General features: G+C 61.7%; 27 protein-coding genes. 18 read left to right on the top strand and 9 right to left on the bottom strand.

Annotated features, from left to right (window positions below; all coding sequences use genetic code 11):
* Window positions 1–55: 55 nt before the first annotated feature.
* The 3 genes from GSQ88_RS30445 to GSQ88_RS30435 form a co-directional block, all read right to left on the bottom strand.
* A complete protein-coding gene (locus GSQ88_RS30445; RefSeq protein ID WP_159011601.1) occupies window positions 56–1,804 on the bottom strand; it encodes a flavin-containing monooxygenase in 1,749 nt (582 codons plus the stop codon).
* A 76-nt stretch (window positions 1,805–1,880) separates the two neighbouring features.
* Window positions 1,881–2,834: an alpha/beta hydrolase gene (locus GSQ88_RS30440; protein ID WP_159011599.1), complete on the bottom strand. Its 954-nt coding sequence runs from the start codon at window positions 2,832–2,834 to the stop codon at window positions 1,881–1,883.
* Window positions 2,835–3,013: 179 nt separating this feature from the next.
* Window positions 3,014–5,080 (bottom strand): adenylate/guanylate cyclase domain-containing protein, encoded by a 2,067-nt coding sequence (locus GSQ88_RS30435; RefSeq protein ID WP_159011597.1) that lies wholly within the window; start codon window positions 5,078–5,080, stop codon window positions 3,014–3,016.
* Window positions 5,081–5,213: 133 nt separating this feature from the next.
* Here GSQ88_RS30435 and GSQ88_RS30430 point away from each other — a divergent pair, with 133 nt between their 5' ends.
* The 10 genes from GSQ88_RS30430 to GSQ88_RS30385 all read left to right on the top strand — a co-directional run bounded on the left by GSQ88_RS30430 (window position 5,214) and on the right by GSQ88_RS30385 (window position 13,753).
* Window positions 5,214–5,948 carry a cytochrome c biogenesis CcdA family protein gene (locus tag GSQ88_RS30430; RefSeq protein ID WP_159011596.1) on the top strand — a complete coding sequence of 245 codons (735 nt, stop codon included), beginning with the start codon at window positions 5,214–5,216 and terminating at the stop codon, window positions 5,946–5,948.
* Between the two features lie 76 nt (window positions 5,949–6,024).
* Window positions 6,025–6,489, top strand: coding sequence for a DoxX family protein (locus GSQ88_RS30425; RefSeq protein WP_159011594.1), 465 nt, complete (start codon window positions 6,025–6,027; stop codon window positions 6,487–6,489).
* A 102-nt stretch (window positions 6,490–6,591) separates the two neighbouring features.
* Window positions 6,592–8,388 (top strand): DUF255 domain-containing protein, encoded by a 1,797-nt coding sequence (locus tag GSQ88_RS30420; protein ID WP_159011592.1) that lies wholly within the window; start codon window positions 6,592–6,594, stop codon window positions 8,386–8,388.
* 43 nt (window positions 8,389–8,431) lie between these two features.
* Entirely contained in the window at window positions 8,432–9,085 is a 654-nt protein-coding gene (gene tlpA / locus GSQ88_RS30415; RefSeq protein ID WP_159011590.1) for a thiol:disulfide interchange protein TlpA, read from the top strand.
* A 299-nt stretch (window positions 9,086–9,384) separates the two neighbouring features.
* Window positions 9,385–9,648 carry a BufA2 family periplasmic bufferin-type metallophore gene (bufA2, locus tag GSQ88_RS30410; RefSeq protein WP_159011589.1) on the top strand — a complete coding sequence of 88 codons (264 nt, stop codon included), beginning with the start codon at window positions 9,385–9,387 and terminating at the stop codon, window positions 9,646–9,648.
* A gap of 256 nt (window positions 9,649–9,904) precedes the next feature.
* Window positions 9,905–10,162 (top strand): BufA2 family periplasmic bufferin-type metallophore, encoded by a 258-nt coding sequence (gene bufA2 / locus GSQ88_RS30405; RefSeq protein WP_349628247.1) that lies wholly within the window; start codon window positions 9,905–9,907, stop codon window positions 10,160–10,162.
* Window positions 10,163–10,314: 152 nt separating this feature from the next.
* On the top strand, window positions 10,315–11,163 hold the full coding sequence (gene bufB, locus GSQ88_RS30400; RefSeq protein ID WP_159011619.1) for an MNIO family bufferin maturase: 849 nt from the start codon (window positions 10,315–10,317) through the stop codon (window positions 11,161–11,163).
* Entirely contained in the window at window positions 11,160–11,942 is a 783-nt protein-coding gene (locus tag GSQ88_RS30395; RefSeq protein ID WP_159011587.1) for an HvfC/BufC N-terminal domain-containing protein, read from the top strand. The genes bufB and GSQ88_RS30395 overlap by 4 nt, the downstream gene beginning before the upstream one ends.
* Before the next feature lie 27 nt (window positions 11,943–11,969).
* Window positions 11,970–12,770, top strand: coding sequence for a creatininase family protein (locus GSQ88_RS30390; protein ID WP_159011585.1), 801 nt, complete (start codon window positions 11,970–11,972; stop codon window positions 12,768–12,770).
* Window positions 12,767–13,753, top strand: coding sequence for a hypothetical protein (locus tag GSQ88_RS30385; RefSeq protein ID WP_246785128.1), 987 nt, complete (start codon window positions 12,767–12,769; stop codon window positions 13,751–13,753). The genes GSQ88_RS30390 and GSQ88_RS30385 overlap by 4 nt, the downstream gene beginning before the upstream one ends.
* 12 nt (window positions 13,754–13,765) lie before the next feature.
* On the opposite strand, the gene GSQ88_RS30380 is transcribed toward GSQ88_RS30385, so the two are convergent.
* The gene (locus GSQ88_RS30380) at window positions 13,766–15,172 is read right to left on the bottom strand and encodes an MFS transporter (RefSeq protein ID WP_159011616.1); all 1,407 of its coding nucleotides are present in this window, start codon (window positions 15,170–15,172) and stop codon (window positions 13,766–13,768) included.
* A gap of 180 nt (window positions 15,173–15,352) precedes the next feature.
* Between GSQ88_RS30380 and GSQ88_RS30375 the strand changes: the two genes are divergently transcribed.
* Window positions 15,353–15,700 carry a gamma-glutamylcyclotransferase family protein gene (locus GSQ88_RS30375; RefSeq protein WP_159011583.1) on the top strand — a complete coding sequence of 116 codons (348 nt, stop codon included), beginning with the start codon at window positions 15,353–15,355 and terminating at the stop codon, window positions 15,698–15,700.
* A 204-nt stretch (window positions 15,701–15,904) separates the two neighbouring features.
* Here GSQ88_RS30375 and GSQ88_RS30370 read toward each other — a convergent pair whose 3' ends face one another.
* Entirely contained in the window at window positions 15,905–16,261 is a 357-nt protein-coding gene (locus tag GSQ88_RS30370) for a PilZ domain-containing protein (RefSeq protein ID WP_159011580.1), read from the bottom strand.
* A 231-nt stretch (window positions 16,262–16,492) separates the two neighbouring features.
* Between GSQ88_RS30370 and GSQ88_RS30365 the strand changes: the two genes are divergently transcribed.
* From GSQ88_RS30365 to GSQ88_RS35390, 3 genes are all read left to right on the top strand, one after another.
* The gene (locus GSQ88_RS30365; RefSeq protein WP_174248155.1) at window positions 16,493–17,482 is read left to right on the top strand and encodes a transglycosylase SLT domain-containing protein; all 990 of its coding nucleotides are present in this window, start codon (window positions 16,493–16,495) and stop codon (window positions 17,480–17,482) included.
* A gap of 442 nt (window positions 17,483–17,924) precedes the next feature.
* Window positions 17,925–18,704, top strand: coding sequence for a type I restriction enzyme HsdR N-terminal domain-containing protein (locus tag GSQ88_RS30360; protein WP_159011574.1), 780 nt, complete (start codon window positions 17,925–17,927; stop codon window positions 18,702–18,704).
* A gap of 184 nt (window positions 18,705–18,888) precedes the next feature.
* The gene (locus tag GSQ88_RS35390; protein ID WP_210253927.1) at window positions 18,889–19,044 is read left to right on the top strand and encodes a hypothetical protein; all 156 of its coding nucleotides are present in this window, start codon (window positions 18,889–18,891) and stop codon (window positions 19,042–19,044) included.
* Window positions 19,045–19,061: 17 nt separating this feature from the next.
* Here GSQ88_RS35390 and GSQ88_RS35385 read toward each other — a convergent pair whose 3' ends face one another.
* Window positions 19,062–19,199, bottom strand: coding sequence for a hypothetical protein (locus GSQ88_RS35385; RefSeq protein WP_210253926.1), 138 nt, complete (start codon window positions 19,197–19,199; stop codon window positions 19,062–19,064).
* Between the two features lie 318 nt (window positions 19,200–19,517).
* Between GSQ88_RS35385 and GSQ88_RS30355 the strand changes: the two genes are divergently transcribed.
* From GSQ88_RS30355 to tsaA, 4 genes are all read left to right on the top strand, one after another.
* Complete coding sequence (locus GSQ88_RS30355) at window positions 19,518–20,255, top strand: AzlC family ABC transporter permease (RefSeq protein ID WP_159011571.1); 738 nt, start codon at window positions 19,518–19,520, stop codon at window positions 20,253–20,255.
* A complete protein-coding gene (locus GSQ88_RS30350) occupies window positions 20,252–20,608 on the top strand; it encodes an AzlD domain-containing protein (protein ID WP_159011569.1) in 357 nt (118 codons plus the stop codon). Before GSQ88_RS30355 ends, GSQ88_RS30350 begins: the two co-directional genes overlap by 4 nt.
* Before the next feature lie 77 nt (window positions 20,609–20,685).
* Entirely contained in the window at window positions 20,686–21,666 is a 981-nt protein-coding gene (locus GSQ88_RS30345; protein ID WP_246785127.1) for a Bug family tripartite tricarboxylate transporter substrate binding protein, read from the top strand.
* 3 nt (window positions 21,667–21,669) lie between these two features.
* The gene (gene tsaA / locus GSQ88_RS30340; protein ID WP_159011566.1) at window positions 21,670–22,161 is read left to right on the top strand and encodes a tRNA (N6-threonylcarbamoyladenosine(37)-N6)-methyltransferase TrmO; all 492 of its coding nucleotides are present in this window, start codon (window positions 21,670–21,672) and stop codon (window positions 22,159–22,161) included.
* 179 nt (window positions 22,162–22,340) lie between these two features.
* Here the strand turns inward: tsaA and GSQ88_RS30335 are convergent, their stop codons facing one another.
* The 3 genes from GSQ88_RS30335 to GSQ88_RS30325 form a co-directional block, all read right to left on the bottom strand.
* Window positions 22,341–22,763: an HIT family protein gene (locus tag GSQ88_RS30335; RefSeq protein ID WP_159011564.1), complete on the bottom strand. Its 423-nt coding sequence runs from the start codon at window positions 22,761–22,763 to the stop codon at window positions 22,341–22,343.
* Window positions 22,764–22,886: 123 nt separating this feature from the next.
* A complete protein-coding gene (locus GSQ88_RS30330) occupies window positions 22,887–24,137 on the bottom strand; it encodes a GNAT family N-acetyltransferase (RefSeq protein WP_159011562.1) in 1,251 nt (416 codons plus the stop codon).
* Between the two features lie 143 nt (window positions 24,138–24,280).
* On the bottom strand, window positions 24,281–25,033 hold the full coding sequence (locus GSQ88_RS30325; protein ID WP_159011560.1) for a glycerophosphodiester phosphodiesterase: 753 nt from the start codon (window positions 25,031–25,033) through the stop codon (window positions 24,281–24,283).
* Between the last annotated feature and the right edge of the window lie 10 nt (window positions 25,034–25,043).

Below are 25,043 nucleotides of genomic sequence, written 5' to 3'. Positions count from 1 at the left end.
ACAGGCTCCGCGGGTACCGGTTCGCGTGAAGAAAACGCGTCAAAACAAAAGCCTCTCAGACCACCGGCACGCGGCGGGCAGCGATCGCGGCCGGCGAAATCACGTCCATATCCAGCGGCACGCGCCATCGCTCCGTCAGCCGCACCCGTGGCGGCTGGTTGCCGGCGTCCGCACCTTCGATGGCAAATCCTTCGAAGCCGTTGCTCATGACCTCGTTGCACTTTTGCACGTAGATCGGAAAGCCGCCGATATAGGGCATGAAGACGCGCGGGCGGCCAGCGATGTTGGCGCCGACATACCAGGAGCTGCAGGTCGACCGCAGCGACACCTTCGACACCTCATTGACGTGTTCGACCCAGTCGTCCTCGTCCTGCGGCTTCGGCTCGATCGTGGCCGCGCCGAGGTCGCGCAGATGCGCCATGCAATCCGCCATCCAGTCGACATGCTGTTCGATCGCCTGGATCATGCTGGCGAGCACCGACGGGCTACCGGGTCCGGTGATCATGAACAGATTGGGGAAGCCTGCCGAGGCAACGCCGAGATAGGCGCGGGGGCCGGCCTGCCATTTCTGAGATAGAGTCAGGCCGTCGCGGCCGGTGATCCGGATCCTGTCGAACGATCCGGTCATCGCCGCAAAGCCGGTCGCGCAGACCACGATATCGAGCGGATATTCGACGCCATCGACTTCGATGCCATCGGCGGTAAAGCGCTCGATCGGCGTCTTCGACACGTCCACGAGCTTCACATGGGGAAGATTGTAGGTCTCGAAGTATCCAGTATCGACGCATAGCCGCTTGCAACCGAAAACGTTGTCGGGGCACAACAGCTCGGCGGTCGCCGGGTCCTGGACGAGCCTGCGGATCTTGTCGCGCGCAAACTCGGCAATGGTGTCATTGGCGGCCTTCTCGAACAGCAGGTCACCGAAGGCACCGAGGAAGGGAAGGCCGCCGCGCTCCCAGGCTTCCTCGTATTGCCGTTCGCGCTCCTCTGGTGTGGCTTGCAACGCGGGCTGCATGTTGAACGGAAAATAGAAGCCGGTCGGCCTGGCGCGCGCCTTGGCCCGCAAGGCCGGATAGTCGGCCTTGATGGTTTGGCGATATTCCGGCGTCAGTTTTTGGTTCCAGGCCGGCACCGAGTAAGTCGCCGTGCGCTGAAACACCGTGAGCGACGACGCCTGCTGCGCGATGATCGGGATCGACTGGATCGCCGAGGAGCCGGTGCCGATGACGCCGGCGCGAAGCCCAGTGAAGTCCACTCCCTCATGCGGCCATTGGCCGGTGTGATGGATGGGGCCGCGGAATTCCTCGATGCCCTCAAAGGCTGGACGGTTCGCCGCCGACAGGCAGCCGACCGCCATGATGCAGAATTTGGCTGAGACCTGGTCGCCGCGGTCGGTTTCGATGCGCCAGCATTTTGCTGCCTCGTCGAAACCGGCTGATATCACGCGGGTGTCGAACGCGATGTGCGGGCGCAGACCAAAGCGGTCGGCGACGTGATTGGCGTAGCTGAGAATTTCGGGCTGCGGCGCGTATTTTTCCGACCAGTCCCATTGCTGGTCGAGGTCTTCGGAAAACGAGAACGAATACTGCATGCTCTCGACGTCGCAGCGCGCACCGGGATAGCGGTTCCAGTACCATGTGCCGCCAACGCCGCCGCCGGCCTCGTAGACCCGCGCATTAAAGCCAAGCCCACGCAGCCGATGCAGCATGTACAGACCTGCAAAACCTGCGCCGACCACGACCGCGTCGAAGGCCGCGCCGATCTCCGGTTGCCGTTGCTCTTGATTGTTGCTGCTGGGTGCCATGATAGTTTCTTTGGATCGTTTCTTGTCCAGGTTGATATTGCCAGTGACGGTCTGTCGGAGCGAAGGGGGCTTGCTGCTATGTCCCGCGCTCGAGCAAAGCCTTGAAATCGGCGCGCGCGCGTTGCGCTTCTTTCCTCGCTGCCTCCGATGCCTCGCCGAGGCCGAAATAGCCATGGATCAGGCCGGGGCCGTCGTAATAGGTGGTGGCGACACCTGCGGCCTTCAGCGCCTCGGCATAGGCCTTGCCTTCGTCGCGCAGCGGATCGAACCACGCGGTCGCGACGATCGCCGGCGCTACACCGGAAAGGTTTTTGGCGCGCAACGGCGACGCGCGCCAGTCGGTGCCGTGACGTGTGTCTTCCAGATAATGCCCGGCGAACCATTCCATCACCGCGCGCGACAGGAAGTAACCCTCGGCGTTTTCGCTGCGTGAGGGATAACGCGCGTTCTCTGTGGGGTCGGCATAATTGCCGGCGGCGTCGATCACCGGATAGACCAGCAATTGACCGGCGAGCGCGATGCCCTCGTCGCGGCAGGCGATGGCGACGGCGGCCGCCAGATTGCCACCCGCGCTATCGCCGGCGACGCCGACGCGCCTGACGTCGCCGCCGAACTCGTCGATGCGCTTGATGATGTCCTTGGTGGCCGCGAACGCATCTTCGAACGCGCCCGGGAAGCGGGTTTCCGGCGGACGCCGGTAGTCGACGGAGACCACGACCGCGCCGGTCTCGTTGGCGAGCAGGCGCGCCTGCCGGTCATGGGTTTCAAGATCGCCGGCGACCCAGCCGCCGCCGTGGAAGAACACCACGGTTGGCGTTTGATCTTGCGTGTTCCGATACACCCGCACGGCAAGGGTGCCGGCGACGGTGATATTCTTGATGTCGCCGACCGGTGGCGGCGGAACGGCGGCGCGCGCCGCAGCCAGCGCCCGCAGCGCATCGCGCGCGCTCTCCGGGGTCATCGTGGTGGGATCACGCAGCGGCAGCTTCGGAATGATCTCGGCGATGACGGGATCGAGCGGCGTGATCATGCGGTTCCTCGCTGAATTTTTTTCAGCATAGGGTTCACCGGCGGTTGCGGCAACACTCTCCTGCACAAGCCGGTTCGTGCCAAATTCCGTGTTCGGGAATTTTGCCGCGTCTCATTCGCCCGATGCGGTGAGAGCCGTGAGATCGGACCAGGCTTTTTGCGGCCTCACTTTTTGCCGCCTTATTTGGTTTGCGCAATCATGGTGTCATTCCAATCATCACCGGCCGGCAGTTCCAACTGCCGCTTGCAGCGCTCGATCATGATCGAGGATGGCTGATCTTGGCTCCGATCGGCGATGGCGCCCTCGAAATGCTGCATCGCGGCGGCAAAATCCCGCGCCCGATAGCAGGCGAGGCCGGATTCATACAGGCCGACCCAACGCGAGGGCGTGGCGGTTTCGCCGGTCATCGCCAGCAACTCGTAGATTTGAAGGCCGCCGGCGCGGCCGTAGACGGCGAGCCGGTCAAGTTCGCGAACGGCGATGTGATCACCCGCCAGCCGGCGCGTCTCCGGCCCGATGATGATCACCGAGCCATAGATCTTGTTGGCGCTTTCCAGCCGGCTCGCGATATTCACGGCATCGCCGATCACGGTATAATTGAGCCGGACTTCCGAGCCGATATTGCCGACCAGCATGTCGCCGGAGTTGATGCCGATGCGAATCCGGATCGGGTTGCCGGCGTCGTCGGCGAGCCCGGAATCACGCACGGCGCGTTGACAGGCCAGCGCGGCCCGGCAGCAATCGACGGCGTGATCGGCGTTTGGCGCCGGCGCGCCCCAGAACGCCATCACAGCATCGCCGATGAATTTGTCGATGGTGCCGGCATAGGCCTGGACTTCGGTCGATACCGCGTCGAAGTAACGCGACAATTGCGGAATGATGCGATCGCCGAGCCGTTCCGACATTCCGGTAAAGCCGGCCATATCGACGAACATCACGCTCATCGGACGGACCGCGCCGCCGAGGGTGGCCTTGTTGCCTTCGCTGATCAGCCGCTTGACCAGATCGGCCGGAATATATTTCCGAAATGCGACGAGCCCCTGCGCCATATCGCCGATCGCCCCGGACAGGTTTTCGATTTCAGTCAGCCGCGAGGGATGCCGCTCGACCTTGTCGAGGTCGAAACGCTCGACATGCTTGATCTCGTTGACCACCTTGATCAGGGGAGCCGCGATCAGGCGTTGGGCGAACCAGACCGAAAACAGTCCGGCAACCAGCACCAGGCCCGCAAGACCGATCAGCAGCCGCCGGATCGTCATCTGTACCGGCCCTAGAAATTCCGACTCGGGAACGACCGTTACCAGCGACCAGCCGGGAAACGAGATCGGCGTCAGCACGGCCTGATAGATCTTGTCATCGACCGTGACCCTTACAGGATAGGCTTGGCCGTCGTCGGGATTATAATTGCTGCCGGCCTGCCGGATCGCGCTCACCGCTGCCGGAAACAATGGATCCTCGGTCTTCAGCGCGGTCACTTCATCGGCTTCGGTATCGGGTGAGGCGATGGCGCCGCCGTTGCGATCGAGGATGAAGGCGCCCGCCGAGTTTCCGACCGTGAGCTGTGACAGAAAGCGCGAAACGCGCGTGAGCTCGATCACGATCGAGAGCACGCCGACGCGTTTGTCGTTGACATCGATCGGCCCGGCAAACGCGACCGCGGGCCGTTCACCATCGGGATGCGTGTTCAGGGTGAGCCAACTCGGGTTGTCGGATTTTATCGAGTCGCGAAACCATGGCTGATCGAGCACGGAATAATGCGTGTCCTCGGAGCGGCGGCTGTTGAACTGCGGATCGCCTTTGAAGAACTCATAGCGGTCGATCTGCATCTTTGAATGATCGCCGGCGATTTCCTGCAGCTCGATGGCGGTATCGCCGAGTTTGTGCGCAGCCGAGAACGAGCCGTCCGGCCAGCCGAACGCGACCGACGAAATGGTAGGCTGCGCCAAAAGTTGCGACAGGAAGACGAATTTGCGCTTGTTCGCCTCGGAGGTGTCGAGCACGCCTTGCTGGAACAGGGTGCGCACCGCGGTTCGCGCCGATAGCGCCTCTGTCGTGATCGACTGCAATTCGTCACCGACGGCGGAGACGATCTGTTCGTTGATGGTGTTGGCGAGCGTCCGGCTGGTTCGCTCCGCGGTCCTCCACCACAGCAGATGGACGCCGAGGGCGCTGATGGCGATCGACGCCAGAACGAGCCCTGAAATGGCGCCACGAATTCCGATCCGCAAGCCGGGGAGGACGCTCAATAGAACCTCTTGACTACCATCCGGGCGCCTCAAGACTTGAAACCCGAGAGATGACCCTATCGTATCTTGCGTCAAGCCTGTCGCAAAACAAGCGTCTTATCTCATCTCATCCCTTGCAACAGCCGGTGGCGCCATGATCCACGATGTTTCGATCCCGGCCGCCTTCCTCGCCGGAATCATCAGTTTTCTGTCGCCCTGCGTGCTGCCGCTGGTGCCGCCTTATCTGATTTATCTGACCGGCGCGACGATCGAACAGGTGGCGAACGACAACACCGCATCGGCGTCGAGGCGCGCGGTGATGATGTCGGCTGCGATGTTCGTGCTCGGCTTCTCCACCGTGTTTGTCGCGCTTGGTGCCAGCGCAAGCCTGATTGGCGGGTTTATCCGCGCCTGGTCGGCGCAACTGTCGATCGCGGCCGGGATTGTCATCATCATCATGGGGCTGCATTTTCTCGGGCTGACGCGGATCGCGTTGCTGATGCGCGAGGGGCGACTGACCGCGCCGAAGCCGGTAGGTATGTGGGGCGCCTATGTGATGGGGTTAGCGTTCGCATTCGGCTGGACGCCCTGCATTGGGCCGATCCTGGCCGCGATCCTGTCGGTTGCCGCGGCCGAGGCGACGGTGACCAAAGGCGCCGGTTTGCTCGCGATCTATTCCGCGGGCCTCGGCATTCCGTTCCTGCTGGCGGCCTTTATGATCGAGCAATTCTCCTCGGTGCTGGCCCGGCTGAAGCGGCATCTGGCAACCGTAGAGCGGGCCATGGGCGTGCTTATGGTGTTGACGGGAATAGGCTTTCTGACCGGCTCGATGTCGACCTTCAGCATCTGGCTGATGGAGAATTTTCCCTCGCTGGCTAATTTCGGCTGATGCTGACGTAACAAGGCGATGATCGGGGACGAAACTCCGGCATCGACCTAAGATTCGAACATTCACAGGGGGCGAAATGAATTTCATCGTTAATCTGCTGATTCTGCTGCCGGCACGGATCGCGTCCTATTTCCCGTGGGCGGGCCCGCTGATCATGCGGCTGGTCGTCGGCTACGTCTTCATGCTGTCGGGTTGGGGCAAGCTCACCAACCTGTCGCAAGTGACCGCTAATTTCATCGATTGGGGCATTCCGTTCCCCAGGATTCTGACGCCGTTCGTGTCCGGCGTTGAATGCTTCGGCGGCGTCATGCTGATCCTCGGCCTGTTCACCCGGATTCCGGCGGCGATGCTGGCGGTGGTGATGGTGGTCGCCATCAAGTCCGCGAAATGGGGCGACGTCGATTCGATCGAGACCTTGTTCGGTTTCGAGGAAGCGACTTATTTCGCGGCGTTCATGTGGCTTGCCATCGCGGGTCCCGGCGCGGCATCGCTGGATCGGTTGCTGGTCAATTTTACTGGACATCCGGAGAAATCGACCTGAGGCGCGCTCACGTTCACGTGACACAACGAAAATGCTGAGCCGTCTGTTTTCAGGGTGCGTAGCTCTTTCAACGCCCAAGGTCTGCGACTTCAGGGAGACTTCATGAAAATCGTCCGTGCTCTGGCATTCACCGCCATCTTCGCCGCGTCGCCGTCATTTGCAGCGGATCCGGCTATCCAGTGGAACGGATGGAACAAGGATTTATTTACCCGCGCTACGGCCGAAAAACGTTTCGTGATCCTCGATCTCGAAGCGGTCTGGTGCCATTGGTGTCATGTGATGGAAAAGACGACCTATGCGGACCCCAAGGTCATCGAGCTCATGGGTTCGAAATATCTGCCAGTGCGGGTCGATCAGGATGCCAATCCGGATCTGTCCAACCGCTACGGCGATTGGGGCTGGCCGGCGACCATCGTTTTTAATTCGGACGGAACCGAGATCGCCAAGATCCGGGGCTACATCGAGCCGGAGCGGATGCAGGCCCTGCTGAAAGCCGTGATCGATGATCCGTCGCCGGGCCCCTCGGTCGGCGAAGCCTTCGAAGTCAAGCCGACCACGACGACCTTCCTTCCAAAGGATGAGCGCGCCGAGCTCGTCAAGAATTACGATGAATCCTATGAGGACAAAATCGGCGGTTGGGGAGACAGCCAGAAATTCATCGATGCGGACAGCATGGACTACGCGATGAGCCGCGCCGAGGCCGGCGACGCCGTCGCAACCCAGCGAGCCAAGCAGACATTTGACGCAGCATTGGCGCTGATCGATCCGGTCTGGGGCGGCGCGTTCCAGTATTCCGAAGCGGGATCGTGGGCGCACCCGCATTTCGAAAAGATCATGTCGTTCCAGGCGCAATATCTGCGGCAGTACAGCCAGGCCTATGCGCAGTGGAAAGACCCGAAATATCTCACCGCGGCCGGAGACGTCGAGCGCTACCTCGCGGGCTTTCTCATGAGCCCCGATGGCGCTTTCTACGTCAGCCAGGACGCCGATCTCGACCACAACACCGACGGCCACAAATATTACGCGCTCGGCAACGACGATCGTCGCAAGCTCGGCCTGCCGCGCATCGACAACAATATCTACGCCCGCGAGAATGGCTGGGCGATCAGTGGATTGACCGGGTATTACAACGTCACCAACGATCCCAAGATACTGGCGATGGCTGAGCGAGCCGCGAAGTGGGTCAAGGACAATCGCGCGCTCCCGAATGGCGGATTTCGCCATGGCGAGACCGATCGCGGCGGACCGTTCTTGGGCGACACGCTGGCGATGGGGCAGGCCTATCTCGATCTGTATGTGGCGACCGGCAACCGCGACTTCCTGACCGATGCCGGCAATGCCGGCGACTTCATCGGCGTTACCTTCAAGGACGATGCCGGCGGCTTCTTCACCTCGAAAACGACGGAAGCCAATGTCGGCGTGTTCGCCAAGCCCGCGAAACTCGTCGATGACCAGACCCAGGTCGTTCGCTTCATGAATATGCTGAATCGCTATTTCGGCAACGATACCTACAAGGACTATGCCGCGTACGCGATGAAATATCTGACAGCCGCTGCCGTCGATATGGGCCGGCCGCTGCCCGGCGTACTGCTCGCCGATGAGGAACTGGCGGTCGAACCGACGCATATGACCATTGTCGGGCACAAGGACGATCCGCGCGCCCAGGCGCTGTTTGCGACCGCACGGGCGTTCCCGGCGAGCTACAAGCGTCTCGAATGGCTCGACCCGCGCGAGGGCAAATTACCTAACCCGGATGTCGAATATCCCGATATGGGTGAACCGGCCGCGTTCGCGTGCAGCAACCGGATCTGCTCATATCCGTCGTTCAACGCCGAAGAGCTCAAGACCACCGTGCAGCAAATGGCGAAACTGAAGCCGGCGCGCACCGCGCTCGACTGAGAAGGCGGCGCGAGGGACTTCGCGATCCGGAAAGACAAAGAATATGCCCGACACTTATTCGCAAAGCCGCACCTCTCATTATCGCCGCGCCCGGGTTACATCGGGCGCGTGCTTGATCGCGGCGTCGGTTGCATTCGCCGGCCTTTTCGATATTTCCAAAGCGTTCGCACAAAGCCCATGTACCCAAGCGCTCGCGCTTTCGAGTAAGATTGCGCCGCTGGTAAAAGGCGACGTGGGCGCCTTGACGGTCGCGACCAAGCCGTTGCAGTTGCCGGACCTCGCGTTCCTGGATGCGGCCGGTGCCCCGAAGAAGCTGTCGGACTGGAAGGGACGCACGGTGCTCTTGAACCTGTGGGCGACCTGGTGCGTGCCGTGCCGCAAGGAGATGCCGGCGCTCGACAACCTCCAGGGCAAGCTTGGGTCGAAGAATTTCGAGGTTGTGGCCGTCAACATCGACACAAGCGGCCCAGACAAGCCGAAGGCCTTCCTGAAGGACGGCAATCTTTCTCGCCTCGACTTCTTTGCGGATCAGAAAGCCAAGGTGTTTCAGGATCTTAAGAGCGCGGGCTTGGCGCTGGGGATGCCAACCTCGGTGCTGGTCGATGGTGAAGGCTGCGAGATCGCCGCCATTTCCGGTGGCGCCGGATGGGACAGCGACGAAGCGATCAAGCTGATCATGGCCGCGACCGCGCCTTGATGCCGGCAATCTTTAGTTGTGAACGGGCGGTGATATTTTTTGCACTGCAAAAATTCGGATCAGCGACGAAATTAAAAAAAAGCAATTTTCTTTGAACCGGCTGTAACCAAATCATTTGGTGTCCGTATCTCTGCGTGGATGAATATTCCAATCGCGGAGACTACGGGTCTTCACGTGGTCTCCGCGATTTGATGGGCATCTCGTACTTCCGTTCGTTGTGCGGTTCTGTGATCGACCGATCATCGGATGCTCACGGCGTCATGTTGTCTGGTTTCAAAACAATCATCGAGGAGATCGTCATGAAGTTGCAATCCAAATCAGGTGCTACGCTCGCCGCTGCCGCCGCTACCCTTTTCCTCGCCGGCGCTACCGTTTCGGTGGTATCGACCAGCGCACAGGCCGCGAGCGGCCAGTGCTTCGGTGCCAACGCTTGCAAGGGCCAGAGCGCCTGCAAGAGCGCCTCGAACTCCTGCAAGGGCCTGAACGCCTGCAAGGGTCTCGGCTTCTCCAAGACTTCGGCGAGGCAGTGCGGCAACATCGGCGGCAAGTACGTCAAGTCCTGATCGCCTTCTGCCAACGAAGGTCCGGCACTTCGATGCCGGGCCTTCGATATCCGAACGACCGTGACGGGAATCTCGGCTCCGCTGATCGAATTCGGGGACCGGTATTCTGCTTAAAGCCGGAACTAAATTTAACCTGACGCGTAACCAATTTCTTTCTGAACCGTAATCATCGCTGGGTGCGAGTCTATCGGTCGGATTTCGTTGCAAGGCCTGTAGTCGGCGTACTCTTGCCAAAACCCCTTTGGGAGGACTGCACATGAAGATGAATTCCAAGTCTGGTGCTGCTATCGCCGCCGCTGCCGCGACCTTGTTCTTGGCCGGTGCCACCATGTCGACGACGGCCTACGCGGCCGACGATGGTCATTGCGTCGGCGCCAATGCCTGCAAGGGCCAGAGCGCCTGCAAGGGTGGCAATCACTCCTGCAAGGGCCAGAATGCCTGCAAGGGCCAGGGCTTCGCCGCCATGACCAAGGACAAGTGCGCCGCTGCCAAGGGCAAGTTCGAGCCGTCCTGACGCACGCCACCAAGGAAGCCCAATAACCGGCTTAAAGAGGATCCGGCTTATGCCGGGTCCTCTTGTTCCTGATAGGATAGGGTTGTGCTAGGATCGGCAGCATGAATATCGCAAGTAAACTGCTACCGTCGGCATCGGTCGATGACCGTGAGATGATATCGGCCAAGCCGCCATACCTCGGCTTTGGTCTCGGACTTCGCGCGCAGCATTACGACGAAATTCTCAGCGGCAATCCGCCGATCGACTGGTTTGAGGTGATCAGCGAGAACTACATGTTGCCAGGCGGCCAGCCGCTTCGCGTGCTCGACCGGATTCGCGAGCGCTATCCGGTGGTCATGCACGGTGTGTCGCTCTCGATTGCATCGACCGCGCCGCCGAACTTCGAATATCTCGCAGGCCTGAAGGATCTCGCCCGGCGCGTCGAACCGAAATGGATTTCGGACCATCTGTGCTGGACCGGCGTCCACGGCAAGAACCTGCACGATCTACTGCCGATTCCCTACACCAACGAGGCGCTCGATCACGTCGTCAGCCGCGTGCAACTGGTGCAGGATTATCTCGGCCGCGCCATCGTGCTCGAGAACGTCTCGACCTATCTGCAATTCAACAATTCCGAAATGACGGAGTGGGAGTTCTTGTCGGAACTCTCGCGGCGGTCCGGCTGCTGGCTGCTGTTCGACGTCAACAACGTCTATGTCAGCGCCTTCAACCATGGTTATGATCCGCGCACGTTCCTGGAAGGCATTCCCGCCGATCGCGTGGTTCAATTCCATCTGGCCGGCCACAGCCACATGGGCACCCACATCATCGATACCCATGATCATCCGGTCTGCAACGAGGTATGGGAGCTCTACGCCGCGGCGATCCGGCGCTTTGGACGCGTCTCCACCATGATCGAGCGCGATGACAACATCCCTTCGCTCGACGAGCTCATGGTCGAAGTCAACCAGACCCGAGAGATCGCGGCGCAGATCCTACCGCCGGTTCGGCGCGAGGGATGAGCGACTTCGCGCGCAAGCAGAGCGATTTCCAGCGCGGCATCCTGAGCGGCGACGACAAGGTTCTGGCCGAAATCCTCGACAGTCCAAAGGAAAAGCGCGAAGTCCTGTTTGGCGTCTACAAATACGCCTACGGCTCGCGGCTGGTCGAGGCGCTGCGCAATGATCACAAGCTGCTGCACAGCTATGTCGGCGACGAGATGTTCGACGAGATCGGGCAGGCCTATGTCGCCGCCAATCCGTCGCAGAACCCCAATCTGCGCTGGTTCAGCCAGGGCTTGCCCGATTTCCTGAAGACGGCGTCGTATGGCGAGTATCCCATCCTGTCCGATCTTGCCGCGCTCGAGAAGGCCCTCAACGACGCGTTCGACGCCAAGGATGCACCGGTGGTGCAACTCGCCGATATGGCCGGCTTTGCGCCCGAAGCCTGGAATGAGCTGAGATTCGAAGCGCACCCCAGTTCATGCCGGCTCGACCTCTCGACCAATGTCGCGGCCGTCTGGCTTTCGCTCAAGGAAGACGAGATGCCGCCGGATGCGGTATCCTTGGAGCAGCCGGCGCGTCTCTTGATCTGGCGGCAAGACGTAACGCCGATGTTTCGCGAACTCTCCGCCGAGGAAGCGATGATGTGGGACGAGGCGTCCGGCGGCATTCCGTTCGGCGTGCTCTGTTCGATGCTCGCAACCTATGACGACCCCGACGGCGCGGCCGCGCGGGGCGCGGGATATCTCCATGGCTGGATCGCGGCAGGGCTGCTGACGGGTGTCTCGGCCGAATCCTGAAAGTGCTGGAACCTGAAAGTCGGGCGCGTGACGAGTGATGCCACCGACCGTTTTGTCGAACGCCTGACCTGGGACGAGGTCGCGCGGCGCCTTGCGCAAGGTGCCGTCGCCATTTTGCCGATCGGCGCGGCGTCCAAGGAACACGGATTTCATCTGCCGATGAATACCGACCGCGTGCAGGCCGAGTGGCTGGCGGTACGCATCGCCGATCGTTTCGACGCGCTGATCTGGCCGACCGTGAATTACGGTTACTATCCGGCCTTTGTCGACTATGCCGGCAGCATCAGCCTGTCCGCGGGCGCCTTCGAGGGCCTGATCCAGGAGATTGCGGCGGGCATCATGCGGTTTGGATGCCGCGCTTTGTTTGTGCTCGATAGCGGCATCAGCACGCTGGCGCCGGTGGAGCGCGCGCTGGCGCGGCTCACCAACACAGACGTGATGCATCTTCGAATTCACGATGGGCCGATGTATCGCGGTGCGGCGGCGGAGCTTGCGCAGCAAAGTCACGGCAGCCATGCCGATGAACTCGAGACCTCGCTGATACTGGCGCTCGCCCCTGATATGGTCGATATGGCGCGCGCCGAGGCGAGCCCCGTGCTTCGACAGCAGGCGCCGGGCGCGCTCACGCCATCGGATGCGACGTCGCCGAATTACAGCCGTTCCGGCAGTTTCGGCGATCCGACATTGGCCAGTCAGGCCAAGGGCGAAATCCTGCTGGCAGCGATGCTCGGCGATCTCTTCGCGATGGTGGAGACGTTCCTCGCAGATAAGACCGCTGCGGGCGTTGGAGCCAATGCGATCCCGCAACATCGGCAGGGCTCTGCATGAAATATCCAGGGCGTATCGGTTTGGTCGCATCGACCGTGATCGGGCTGTTGCTGGCAGGGGGCCTGTCGTGGCGCTCGCACGCTCAATCGGAATATCTCCGAGGCGAGGGCATGCCTTACGCTGCCTTCGACAGGCTGGCCAAAACCGACATCGACGTGCCGGAGGGCGTTATTCACGCAGGCTTTGCCCCGGGCGAAACGGCGTTGCCGAAGCAAAAAATCCTCGATTGGGTCCGCATGTCGGCGAAGGCGGTCGCCACCTATTACGGCCGTTTTCCCGTCAAATCGCTCAGGTTGCTGCTGGTGCCGATCGACGGTCCCGGCGTTCGCGGCGGAACGACATGGGGTTATCGCGGCGCCGCGATCCGGGTGCTGGTCGGACGCGACTCCGACGAAGGCAATCTCCGTCGCGATTGGGTGCTGGTGCATGAGATGGTGCACACCGCGCTTCCCGATATGGAGGAGCGCTACAACTGGCTGTCGGAGGGCCTGGCGGTCTATGTCGAGCCGATCGCGCGTACCCAGGCGGGCGACCTCTCACCACGGGAGATCTGGCTGGCGATGATGCGAGATATGCCGAAGGGGCTGCCGCAATCGGGCGATGAGGGACTCGACAACACCGATACCTGGGGCCGCAAATATTGGGGCGGCGCGATGTTCGCTCTGTTCGCCGATGTTGAAATTCGCAAACGCAGCAACAACCGACTGGGCTTGCAGGATGCCATGCGCGGTGTGCTCGCCGCCGGCGGCAATCACGAACAGAACTGGCCGATCCAGCGGATTCTTTCGACCGCGGACAAGGCCGTGGGGCTCGATGTCCTCACCCGCCTGCACGATCAATGGGGATCGCAGCCGGTCACGCCCGATCTCGACGGTCTTTGGCGCGATCTCGGCCTGAAGGTACACGAGGGCGGCCTCGATTTCGACGATACCGCGCCGCTTGCGTCGATTCGCAAAGCCATTACCGAGCCGCCGTCGAAGTGAGATGGCATTCGTTCATTCGCCCGTAAGGCGCTGGTCATCGTAGATCTGCACCCGCTCGGCGCCGCGGGAGCCGGCGGGCGACAATCTGAGCATGCTGAAGGCAGCCCCGAGCAGGGCAAAACCGACGCCGACGGACAGCGAGATCTGCGTGCCTCCGGCCGGATAGCGCGCCAGGAACAACGCGACCAGCGCGGCGCCCATGGTCTGCCCCAAAAGGCGCGCCGTTCCCAGCATGCCGCTGGCGCCGCCGCTGCGCTCGCGCGGCGCTGCCGCGATCATGGTGCGGTTGTTGGGGGTCTGAAACAAACCAAAACCGGCGCCGCTCAGCGCCATCCGCCACACCACATCGAAGGTCGTGGGGTTGGCCGGCAATAGCGCGAGGGTGCCGAGACCGGCCGCGAACAACGCGAGCCCGATGCCGCCGAGAAGTCCGGCAGGGTAGCGCTCGACCAGCCGTCCAGCCAAAGGCGCGGCGAATGCGACGGCGATCGGCCAGGGCGTCATCAAGAGGCCCATCTGCACGGCGGTGTATCCGAATTGACTCTGAAGATAAAACGGCAGCGAGACAAAGGCCAGCATCTGGCCGCAGAACGAGGCAATTGAAGTGGAGATCGACAGCGCGAAGATCGGAATGCGCAGGAGATCCAGCGGCAACAATGGCGAGGTCATGCGGGTTTGCCTGAGCACCAGCAGCAGGCCCGCGGCGGCCGCGATCGCAAACTCCGACAGGCAGTACAACAGGGTTTCGCCGTGGCCGACGCTGTCGATCGCGGCGATGCCGAGGCCGAACGTGATCGCGCTCAGCGCCGCACTCGGCCAGTCAAAGGAGTGAACGGCGGGCAGGGTGTGCGGCAGGGTACGCCAGCCGAGCGCCAGCGCGACGATGCCGAGCGGGACGTTGATGGCGAACAGATAGGGCCATGTTCCGACCGCCAGAATGGCCGCCGCCACGGTGGGTCCGACCGCGGCCGAGATCGCGACCACCAGGGCATTGATACCGATGCCGCGTCCAAGCTGCGCGCGCGGGTAGGTGTAGCGCACCAATGCTGCGTTGACGCTCAAGATTCCCGCCGCGCCAAAGCCCTGCACGATGCGCGCCACGGTCAAGAGCAGCAGCGTATGCGACAGCGCGCAAAACAGCGAGGCCAGGGTGAACAGCACAAGTCCCGCCAGATAGACCCGGCGATAGCCGATGATTTCGCCGAGCGAGGCCAGCGGCAGCAGCGAGATCGTGATCGCGAGCTGATAGCCGTTGACGATCCAGATCGAAAACGCCGGGCTGGCGTTGAGCGACTCGGCGATGGTCGGCAGCGCGACGTTGGCGATCGAGCCATCGATCACCGCGATGACCAGGCCGAGCCCGATGGTCAGGATCGCCCAGTTGCGTTGCGGCTGGGGCAGTCCGTCGGCGTGCTCGATAATCGTGGTCGGGCCCTCACTTTTCACATCAACTGGCTATCGCATCTGGCGATGGGCGGATAGTTGGTTTCGCAATCGTGCCCCGGTGAAAGTCGGCTGTGGCGCTGCCCAGCAGACATTGTTGGTGACATGCCGTATCGTGTTCGCACGGCACACGGGACCAAGGGGTACGTTACGGCAATGTCTGATGAGAGAACGGTTCTGCTTTTTTCCTACGGAACGCTGCAACAGGACGAAGTTCAGCTTTCATCCTTTGGCCGGCTGCTGGACGGGCAGGAGGACGCCATGGTCGGGTACCGTCAATCCCTGGTCGAAATCACCGAGCCCGAGGTGATCAGGACAAGCGGCAAGCGATTCCATCCCATCGTCGAGGCAAGCGACAATCCCGGCGACGAAGTAAAGGGCAAGGTGTTTCGGATCACGGATACCGAATTGAAGGCGGCGGACGACTATGAAGTCGCCGACTACAAGCGCATCCAGGTCCTGCTTCGCTCCGGAAATTCCGCCTGGGTTTACGTTCGCGCCTGAAGCCAATGACGGGCCGCCGTGAAATCCAGATCGCCTCTAGAGCATGATGGGTTGGAGTTGAATCGATTCGCCGTCAGCGCCAGCACAGGCGATCCGGATGCTCTGGAGGGGCCAAACACAAAATCGCGAAAACAACCCCATGCAAAGTAGAATGGCACGCGAAAAAGGGCTCGACGTCGCGACCTAACCTAATCTCATCATGCTCTAGCCTTCGCCCAACAGCTCCTTGATGCGGCGCTGCAACTGGCGCTTTTTCGCCTCGCTCTTGCGCAGCCGCTCATCCAGATCGGAGACGGGCAGCGCAGGGGGCTCGTCCGAAAATGCGACGCCGACGAAATTGTCGCGCCACCAGATGATGTTGGCGAGGAAGGAGCGGCCTTTTCGGGCGATGGTCAGCGAGATTTGCTCCCTGGGCAGTCTGACGACGTTGCTGAACTCGATGCTGGCGCCTTTTTCGGAAATATTGCGGACGACGCAATCTTTCGCGGTGTCGCTTTCGCCTGATTTGGCGACGCCACCGTAAAGAACCTTGTCGCGCGTATTCTGGCGTCGATCCTGCATCGATATTCCTCCACCTCAAGAGGCGGAACCTTACGCACCGCTCAACGCCCAGCGAAAGGGCGCTGGTGGTAAAATACCGTGTTAACGTAAACCGAACTCCGCCCTGATCGGGCGTATTTCAGGGATTTTGCCCGCGCCGGTTGATCCACGCTCCCCACATGCGCGCCATGATTGCCAAATAACCGGATGGTGTTCTTAAAGGCAGTGCCCGGCAGGTCCGAGGAACGGGATATGGCGGCGCCAAATTTGACTGGTCTGTGTGCGGCGCTCTGGCTTGCGGTCATGGTGCTGGGGTGGCCGGCGGCAGCGGCCGTGGCGGAGGACGCACCGGCCATCGTCGCGCCCCGGGTGGTGCATCCAAGCGTCGAAGAACTCGCCATCCCCAACACCGACCCCAAGGATTCGGGCGATTCCGGCACCCGCGAGGCGATGTGCCTGATGATCGAATCGGCGGCGCGGTCGAACGATCTGCCTGTCGAGTTCTTTGCCCGCGTGATCTGGCAGGAGAGCCGCTTCCAGTCCGACGCCATGGGGCCGGTCACGCGCAGCGGCCAGCGCGCGCAAGGCATCGCGCAATTCATGCCGGGCACCGCGACCGAGCGCCGGCTGCTCGATCCCTTCGATCCGGTGCAGGCGCTGCCGAAATCGGCGGAGTTTCTCAGCGAATTGCGCAACCAGTTCGGCAATCTCGGACTAGCCGCCGCGGCCTATAATGCCGGACCACGCCGGGTGCAGGAATGGCTTAGCGGCTCCGGTAGCATGCCGCAGGAGACCCGCAACTATGTCAGTGCCATCACCGGCACCACGGTCGATGACTGGGCCGCGGCCAGCAGGAGCGGCAAGCCGGCCCCCCGCGCGCCTGTTACCTCGAGCCTCGGCTGCCGCGAATTGATGGCGTTGCTGCGTCGCGCGCCCAATCCCTTTGTCACCGAGCTCGAACAGCACGTGAAGCTCGGCGCTGACCGGTTGTGGGGCGTGCAACTCGCCGCTGGCTTCGATCGCAACAAGGCGCTGGCGATGTATGCCCGCGCCATCAAGCGGCTCGGCGCCGTGATCGGCGATCAGGACCCCAGCCTGTTGAGTTCGGTGATGCGCACCCGCGGCACCCGCGCGTTCTATCAGGTGCGTATCGGCACCGACACGCGTCCGGCGGCGGACGATCTCTGCAATCGCATCCGCCATGCCGGCGGCGCCTGCTTCGTGCTCCGAAATAACGGGTGACGTTTAAGTAATTGATGTTTCATAGTATTTTAGTTTGATGTCGAAGCGATACCAACATTTGTACCAACGCTCAATAGATTAGGGATCGAACCTGCGACAATGGGTTTGAAGACCGACTGAGGCAGTCGTAGGCAACACCGGGTGGTCATCTTGTATCGGTGTTTATAGGCGTTTCGTTGGCTTGATTCCGCCGACCGTACCACCTCGTTACGTGTTGTATTGCTGTGTTGGGTCCAACGTTGGGTCCAGATCTCGGCGTTGCCGGCAGAGGGCGATCGCCGTAGCCGATCGAACGTTATAGGACAGCAGATTGTCAGCCTGCGCGCTGTCATCCGCGTTGGTTGACCTATCCGGCGCTCGGAAGGAGGCGCGTAGGGGCACTTCGGTGCTTGCCCTCACCTCCTGGTTGCGAAATGATCCCTGCGGCCTCCGGGGGATTATAATGAGTGTTTCAGCGAAAGTTTCCGCGCGCATAACCGCGCAACTTAAAAAATACCAGGCCGTGCTCAAGACCGCCCAAAAAAGGGACATCAGCGAAGCTGACACCGTCACCATCATCACCGACATGCTGGCGGACGTTTTCGGGTACGATAAATACAAGGAAGTGACGAGCGAACATTCGATCCGTGGAACCTCTGTCGATTTAGCCGTGACCGTGGACGAGAAGAAGCGATTTCTGATCGAAGCCAAGGCCATCAATATCGAACTCAAAGACCAGCACGTTAAGCAAGCCGTCGACTATGCCGCCAACGAAGGTATTTCATGGGTTGTCCTATCGAACGGTGCGATATGGCGTCTGTACTGCGTTCGCTTCAGCAAGCCCATCGACAAGACGCTCGTGTTCGAAATTGACGCGCTTAACTGTGACTCCAAGAATGACGACGTGGTGGCCTGCTTTGGCAGCCTAACTGCCGAGGGCTACTCGAAAGACAACCTCGCAGACCTTTTGAGCGAGAAACAAACCAGCAGCAAATTCACGATAGCGGCGGTTCTGCGCTCAGAAGCGATGGTAGAGGCACTTCGAAAAGAGGTCCGGCGACTGTCCGGCGTTAGACTGGAGCCGGATTTTCTGGCTGCCCTACTCGAAAATGAGATCATCAAACGAGAGTTGATCGACGGCGACCAAGGATCTGATGCCGTCGCATATGTAAAAAAACTCAAACGTGCCGCAGAGAAAGACAAAGAACCACCGATTCAGGCATCCGGAGCTGCAAATGGTTAGCGCGGCGACCGGTAAACACTCGCGACTGATCGACTGTCGGGATTGCGGAAAGCCCGTCTCGCTTAGCGCGCGGCAATGTCCCCAATGCGGATCGAAGGATGTAGCGGGACCGGTTCGCGTTAGCCGACGAGCGTGACGCGCGGTCGGAGCTGAAGCCAGAAACGATCGAACTCTAGTTTGGTTGATGGCGACACTGGGAGCGGTTGGTGCGCTCAATGGAATCGAGATCAGCTCGACCCTCTTCAGCCAAACCGTTTTCGGCGCGCTGTGCGGCTTCGTCGGCGTGTGTGTAGCTGTACCGTTGGCTTTCGCGATCAATGTTACGCGGTACTGGATCTGAAAAGTCGCGTATGAAACTCACCACCACTCGCCCTTATGGCGAACCGGAAGCCGCCGCAAACTGATCGAGATCGCCAATTCGGTCGAGTCCGTGATCGTGCTGCCGGACGGCCGCAAACTGGTGACCGTGAAGGACGCGGCCAAATGATCGAACATCTCAGGTCGCGGATTTTTCCGCTCACTTGACTTGTCCACGGACTAGCCAACGTACTTGATCCGCCGATCATGGTCAGGGCAGAAGGCGGGTATGGGTATTCAAATCCAGATTATCGGCACTTTTGTTTGCTCCGCGCGTCACGCATCGTGAGCGGCCTTAACGCGGCCATCGAGCCTGCTCGCAGTGGATATCCTCAGGAAATCGCTGAGGGACGGAGCTGAGGGCCGGATCTGCATGGCGGCCCTGAATGCCATTCGCTTGACGGGGACAGCTTTGCTCAGCGTTATGCGGGGCTGATTCAACCGATCCGGATTGCCGTGGCGCTCCCTCCGCTCGATTCCCCTCAATGGCATAGCTCGCTCAGTGCATTCGGCTGGGGCATGCGCTCGATCGCAGCGACGGTTCTGACGCTGGTGTTGTTCGCGACCTATCTCGGCATCGGCGCGCTCGCGCATGACAGCCATTTCAGCCTCGGTTGGGCGCTGGCCGCGACCGCTTTCGTTTGGGCGGGGCCGGCGCAGATCATCCTGATCTCGACGCTCGGCTCGGGTGCGACCGTGATCCAGGCCGCGATTGCCGTGACGGTGAGCGCGATCCGGCTGTTTCCAATGGTGGTTTCGGTATTGCCGATGCTGCGGACGCCGCAAACCAAACGGCGGCATCTGATATTGGTCGCTCATCTCACCGCGGTCACGCTGTGGGTCGAATGCTTTCGCTTCCTGCCGCAGGTGCCGCGCGAGCGCCGGATCGCCTTCATCCATGGGCTCGGCTGCGGTCTCGTGCTGGTCTGCCTCACCGCGACCGCGGTCGGCTACGGTCTTGCGGCCAATCTCTCGCAGCTATTCGCCGCCGCGATCCTGATGCTGACGCCGCTGGCATTTTTATTCTCCACCTTGCGCAATTCCCGCGAACTGTCCGATGTCGTCGCATTGATCCTGGGGCTGTTGCTGTTTCCGCTGGCGGCCAAGCTCGACAGCGGCGTCGATATCCTGATCAGCGGCGTGGTCGCGGGCACCATCGCTTACGGCGTTCACCGCTGGCGGGCGCACGCATGAGCGATATTCTCAGTGGTTTCCTGGGCGACTGGCACGCCTTGCTGATCCTGCTCGTCGCGGGCGTCATCCCCAACCAGATATGGCGCATGCTCGGACTTTGGTTCGGCGGCGGCATCGATGAGGGGTCCGAGCTGCTGGTCTGGGTGAGGGCGGTGGCCACCGCGATCCTCGCCGGCGTCATCGCGGAAATCCTGGTTCAACCGCCGGGCGCGCTGGCGAGCGTGCCGGACTGGCTGCGTTACGCCGCGGTCGCGGTGGGGTTTGCCGGCTATCTAGCGTCACGGAAATCGATCTTCGCCGGCGTGGTGTGCGGCGAAATCGCGATGGTCGCGGGCAAATGGTGGCTGGGCTGATATCCTTCCGGCGAGCTTGCCCGGAATCGTAGGTCGGATAAGCTCGAACCAACAAAAAATCATCGCGGGAGGTTTCCATGAAAGCGCGCGTCGGAGGTTTTGTAACCTGCCTCATCGCGTTGCTTGCGATGATGGCGAGCGATGCACGCGCGGCAGATTACCCGGCGCATCCGATCAAGCTGGTGGTTCCCTATGTCGCGGGTGGCCCGACCGATCTTTTCGGGCGTCTGGTCGGCGATTTTCTCGGCAGAGATTTGAAGCAGCCCGTCATCATCGAAAACAAGGCCGGCGCACAGGGCGCGATCGGCGCCGAGGCGGTCGCTCGATCGGAGCCCGACGGCTACACGTTGTTTGTCACGGCGGGTTCGATCCTCGTCCTCAACCCGATGCTGTACAAGAAGCTGTCCTATGATCCGGTCAGGGATTTCCGGATGCTGGCTATTATGACCGACGCGCCTGTCGTGATGGAGGTGCATCCATCGGTGCCGGCCAGGACGGTCGCGGAGTTTGTCGCCTACGCCAGGCAAAATCCCGGCAAAATCAATTTCGGGTCGGCGGGCACCGGCGGCACCATCCATCTGGCCGGCGAGATGTTCAAGCAGATCACGGGAATCGAGATGACCCACGTTCCCTACAAGGGCGCCGGCCCGGCGCTGGCCGATCTGCTCGCCGGCAATATCCAGGTGATGTTCGACACCATGAGCACCGCGTTGCCGCCGATTAGATCCGGATCGGTGCGGGCGTTGGCAGTGAGTTCGGAGCAGCGCAGCCCGGATCTTCCCGATGTGCCGACCATGGCCGAGAGCGGCTATCCCGAATATCGCGTCAGCGTCTGGTATGGCATCGCCGCACCGGCCAAGCTGCCGGACGACATCGCCGCCAGGATCAGCGCCAGTCTCGACCGCGCCATGAACGATGACGCATTTCGTGCCCAGCTTGAAAAAATCGGTTTTCCCGTATTCCGTCCGCGCAGTGCCGCCGCTATCAAGGAGTTCATCGATGCCGACCGTGCCAGGTGGTCGGCGGTGATCAAAGCGCAAAACATTTCATTGGATTGAGACATGGTGCGAGAGAGTGAAGTCCGCGAAGGGGAGGTTGCCGTCGAGGCGCCGACCGGGCGCGATGCCGGTCTGGTCTTTATCGGCCGCATCCGTACCCCCTGGACCTCGCGGCTGGCGACGCCGCGGCAGGGGCGGCACGATGGCCCGGTCTGCCGGCTCGAGATCTTCGAGCCATGGGTACCGGCGCTCAAGGGCGTCGACTTCTACGCCAATCTCGAAGTGCTCTATTGGCTGCATCAGTCGCGCCGCGATCTGGTGCTGCAATCGCCGAAGAACAACAAATCGACCCGCGGCACGTTCTCGCTGCGCTCGCCGGTGCGGCCCAATCCGATCGGCACCTCGATCGTCAGACTGGTCGGGATCGAAGGCAATGTGGTTCTGGTGCGCGGCCTCGACTGCCTCGACGAGACGCCGCTGATCGACATCAAACCCGACCGCTGCGAGTTCACCCCACTGGCGCCGCCGCAGGCAGGCGACTTCGAGACGGAGTGAGGGACGGGACTTTCCGGCAACGGCATCGTCATCCTGAGGTGCGCGCTCTTGCGCGCCTCGAAGGATGGCCGCAGGCACAACGATGAATAGCATCCTTCGAGGCGCGCCGAGGATGGCGCGCACCTCAGGATGACGGTGCCGTTGCTGTAAAGCTTCCTGCCGTCATCCGGGCTACGAACCTACCCCAGCGCCGCGATCAGCTTGGCCGCATTGGCTTCCAGCACCTTGGCGTCTTCCTTGCGGCTGGCCGGCGGCAGTAGCGCGATGCCGTCGTGGCGCGGCATCACGTGCATGTGCAAATGATAGACCTCTTGCCCCGAGGCGGGCTCGCTGAATTGTACCACGGTGATGCCGTTGGCCTCGAACGCCTTTATCGCGGCCCGGGCGATCTTGTGGGCGGCGCGCGCGACATGGGCGAAATCCTCCGCCTCGATGTCGAGGATGTTGCGGGCGGGGGCCTTCGGGATCACCAAAGTGTGGCCGGGCGAGCGCGGCATGATGTCGAGAAATGCCAGCACGTGGTCGTTCTCATAGACCTTGTAGCAGGGGATCTCGCCACGCAGGATTTTCGCGAAAATGTTGCTGGGGTCATACGCGGTCATGGTTGCTCCTTGGCGGCTCCCTGAAGTCCGGTTCTGATCGTTTGTTTTGACGCGTTTTCTTGACGCAAACCGGTATCCACTTCGCTCGAAAACGCTACAGTTTTATGGCGCTGGTCCAGACGGTCAAGCCGGGTCCTCGTCGGTTTTGCGGAACGGGCCCGCCTCGGTCAGTTCGCGCCCGGCCTCGGCGACATAGGCGCGCTCGCGCTTGAGATAGTCCGCGATGGCGCGGCGCAGTCCGGGGTCGGCGATGTAGTGCGCCGAATAGGTGGTTTGCGGCAGGTAGCCGCGCGCGATCTTGTGTTCGCCCTGGGCGCCGGCCTCCACCGTTTTCAAGCCGCGCTTGATCGCAAAATCGATCGCCTGGTAATAGCAGACCTCGAAATGCAGGAACGGATGGTGCTCGATCGCACCCCAGTTACGGCCGAACAGCGTATCGGAGCCGATGAAATTGATCGCGCCGGCGATCCAGCGGCCGTCGCGCTTGGCCATCACCAGCAGCACATCGCGGCTCATGCTCTCGCCGATCAGCGAGAAGAATTTCCGCGTCAGATAAGGCCGGCCCCATTTGCGCGAGCCGGTCTCCATGTAGAACTCGAAGAAGGCGTCCCAGGCGTCCTCGGTGATGTCGCTGCCGGTGAGGGCGTGGATGGTGATCCCGGCGCTAAGCGCCTCGCGCCGTTCGCGCTTGATCGCCTTGCGATGGCGCGAATTGAGGGTGGCGAGAAAATCATCGAAGCTGGCGTAGCCCTGGTTGTGCCAATGGAACTGCTGGTCGGTGCGCTCCAGGAATTCGTGCTCGGCCAGAAATTTCTGTTCGGCCTGCCGGGCAAACGTAACGTGAACCGAGGAGGCCTTGGTGGCCTCGCACAGCGCCACGAGCCCCGTGGCCAAGGTGCCGCCGATGACATCGGCATCGACGCCATGGCGGATCAACAGGCGCGGGCCGGTCGCCGGCGTAAAGGGAACCGAGGCCTGCAGTTTCGGATAATAGCGTCCGCCGGCGCGCTCATAGGCATCGGCCCAGCCGCGATCGAACACGTATTCGCCCTGCGAGTGCGATTTCAGATAGCAGGGCACGATGCCGGCAATGCCGCCATCGAGTTTTGCGAGCAGATGCCGCGGACCCCAACCGGTCCGCGCACAGGCCGATCCGGAGGTTTCCACGGCCGATAAAAAAGCGTGTGAAACGAAAGGGTTATATCCTTGATTTGATCTGACGCAGGAGCCGTCGGCCGGGTCGATCGGCGCCAGCGTATCGAGCTCTTCGAGCCCGGCCGAACCGGGCGCCGGATTGGCGCAGGCGTCCCAATCCTCAGCCGGAATATCGCTGACGGAAGGGACTGCTTCGAGGGATATTTCGGATGGCGCCATCGACGACTTGGACCGGCCTCATGTCACGATCGGCCATCGCACATCGTGACCAACCCGACAAAGATCGTGCATTGCACGCGCGACTTCAAGGGTCGCGTGACGGGGGGCGGTGTGTCAGATCAGCGGAGTCAGAGTTCTTGGCGTCAGATTGCTGGAACGAACCCCTCGAATATCATCTGATCGGCGTAGCGGGCGGCGCGTTGGCGTTGCTCAGCCGTGCGCACGGTCCAGGTCAACAGCGGCAGCCCGAAAATGTGGTGGGCGATCCAGGGCGCGGTGGCGGGCAATTCGTCGACCCGATAGGCCACAAAATGCGGCCGGCTGCGGAAGCCGTGGCGCAGATGCGTCATGTCCCGGCGCTGCCTGGGCGAAGCCTCCGGCCAGTCAGCCTCGCTATAGTGCCGTTCGGCCACGATGCCACGGGCGAGCTGAGGCATCGTTTCGCGCAGCGCCATCACCTGATCGGGGTCGAACGACATGCCGGCCACGGGGCCGCGATAGGCCGCGAGAACCTCCGACATCCGCCGCACCAGTTGGCGGTCGCCGTCAAAATGGCTTTTGACCTCGATCACCAGCGGGACTCGGCCCGCGACCAGCGCGCAGAGATCGCCGAGCGACATCATCCGCTCGGACGTATCCTTGAACGCGGCCGCCTTGAGTTGGGCGGCGGTCAGGCTGCGCAAGGCGCCAGACCCTTCGGTGAGGCGGCCGAGCGCGTCATCATGATGCACCATGGCTTCGCCGTCGGCCGAGAGCTGGATATCGACCTCGATGCTGAAATTCCCCGCAATCGCGGCGGTCACCGCGCCCGGCATGTTCTCGATGATGCCACGGGCGCGGTCGTGCAGGCCGCGATGGGCCACGGGTCGCGCGGTGAGCCAGTCGGGGGCGCGCACCGGCTGAGGC

The organism is Bradyrhizobium sp. S69 (genome assembly GCF_009766005.1).
Taxonomy (GTDB): Bacteria; Pseudomonadota; Alphaproteobacteria; order Rhizobiales; family Xanthobacteraceae; genus Bradyrhizobium.
Note: the sequence above shows the minus strand (reverse complement) of the source record. Positions and strands in the feature narration are given on the sequence as shown.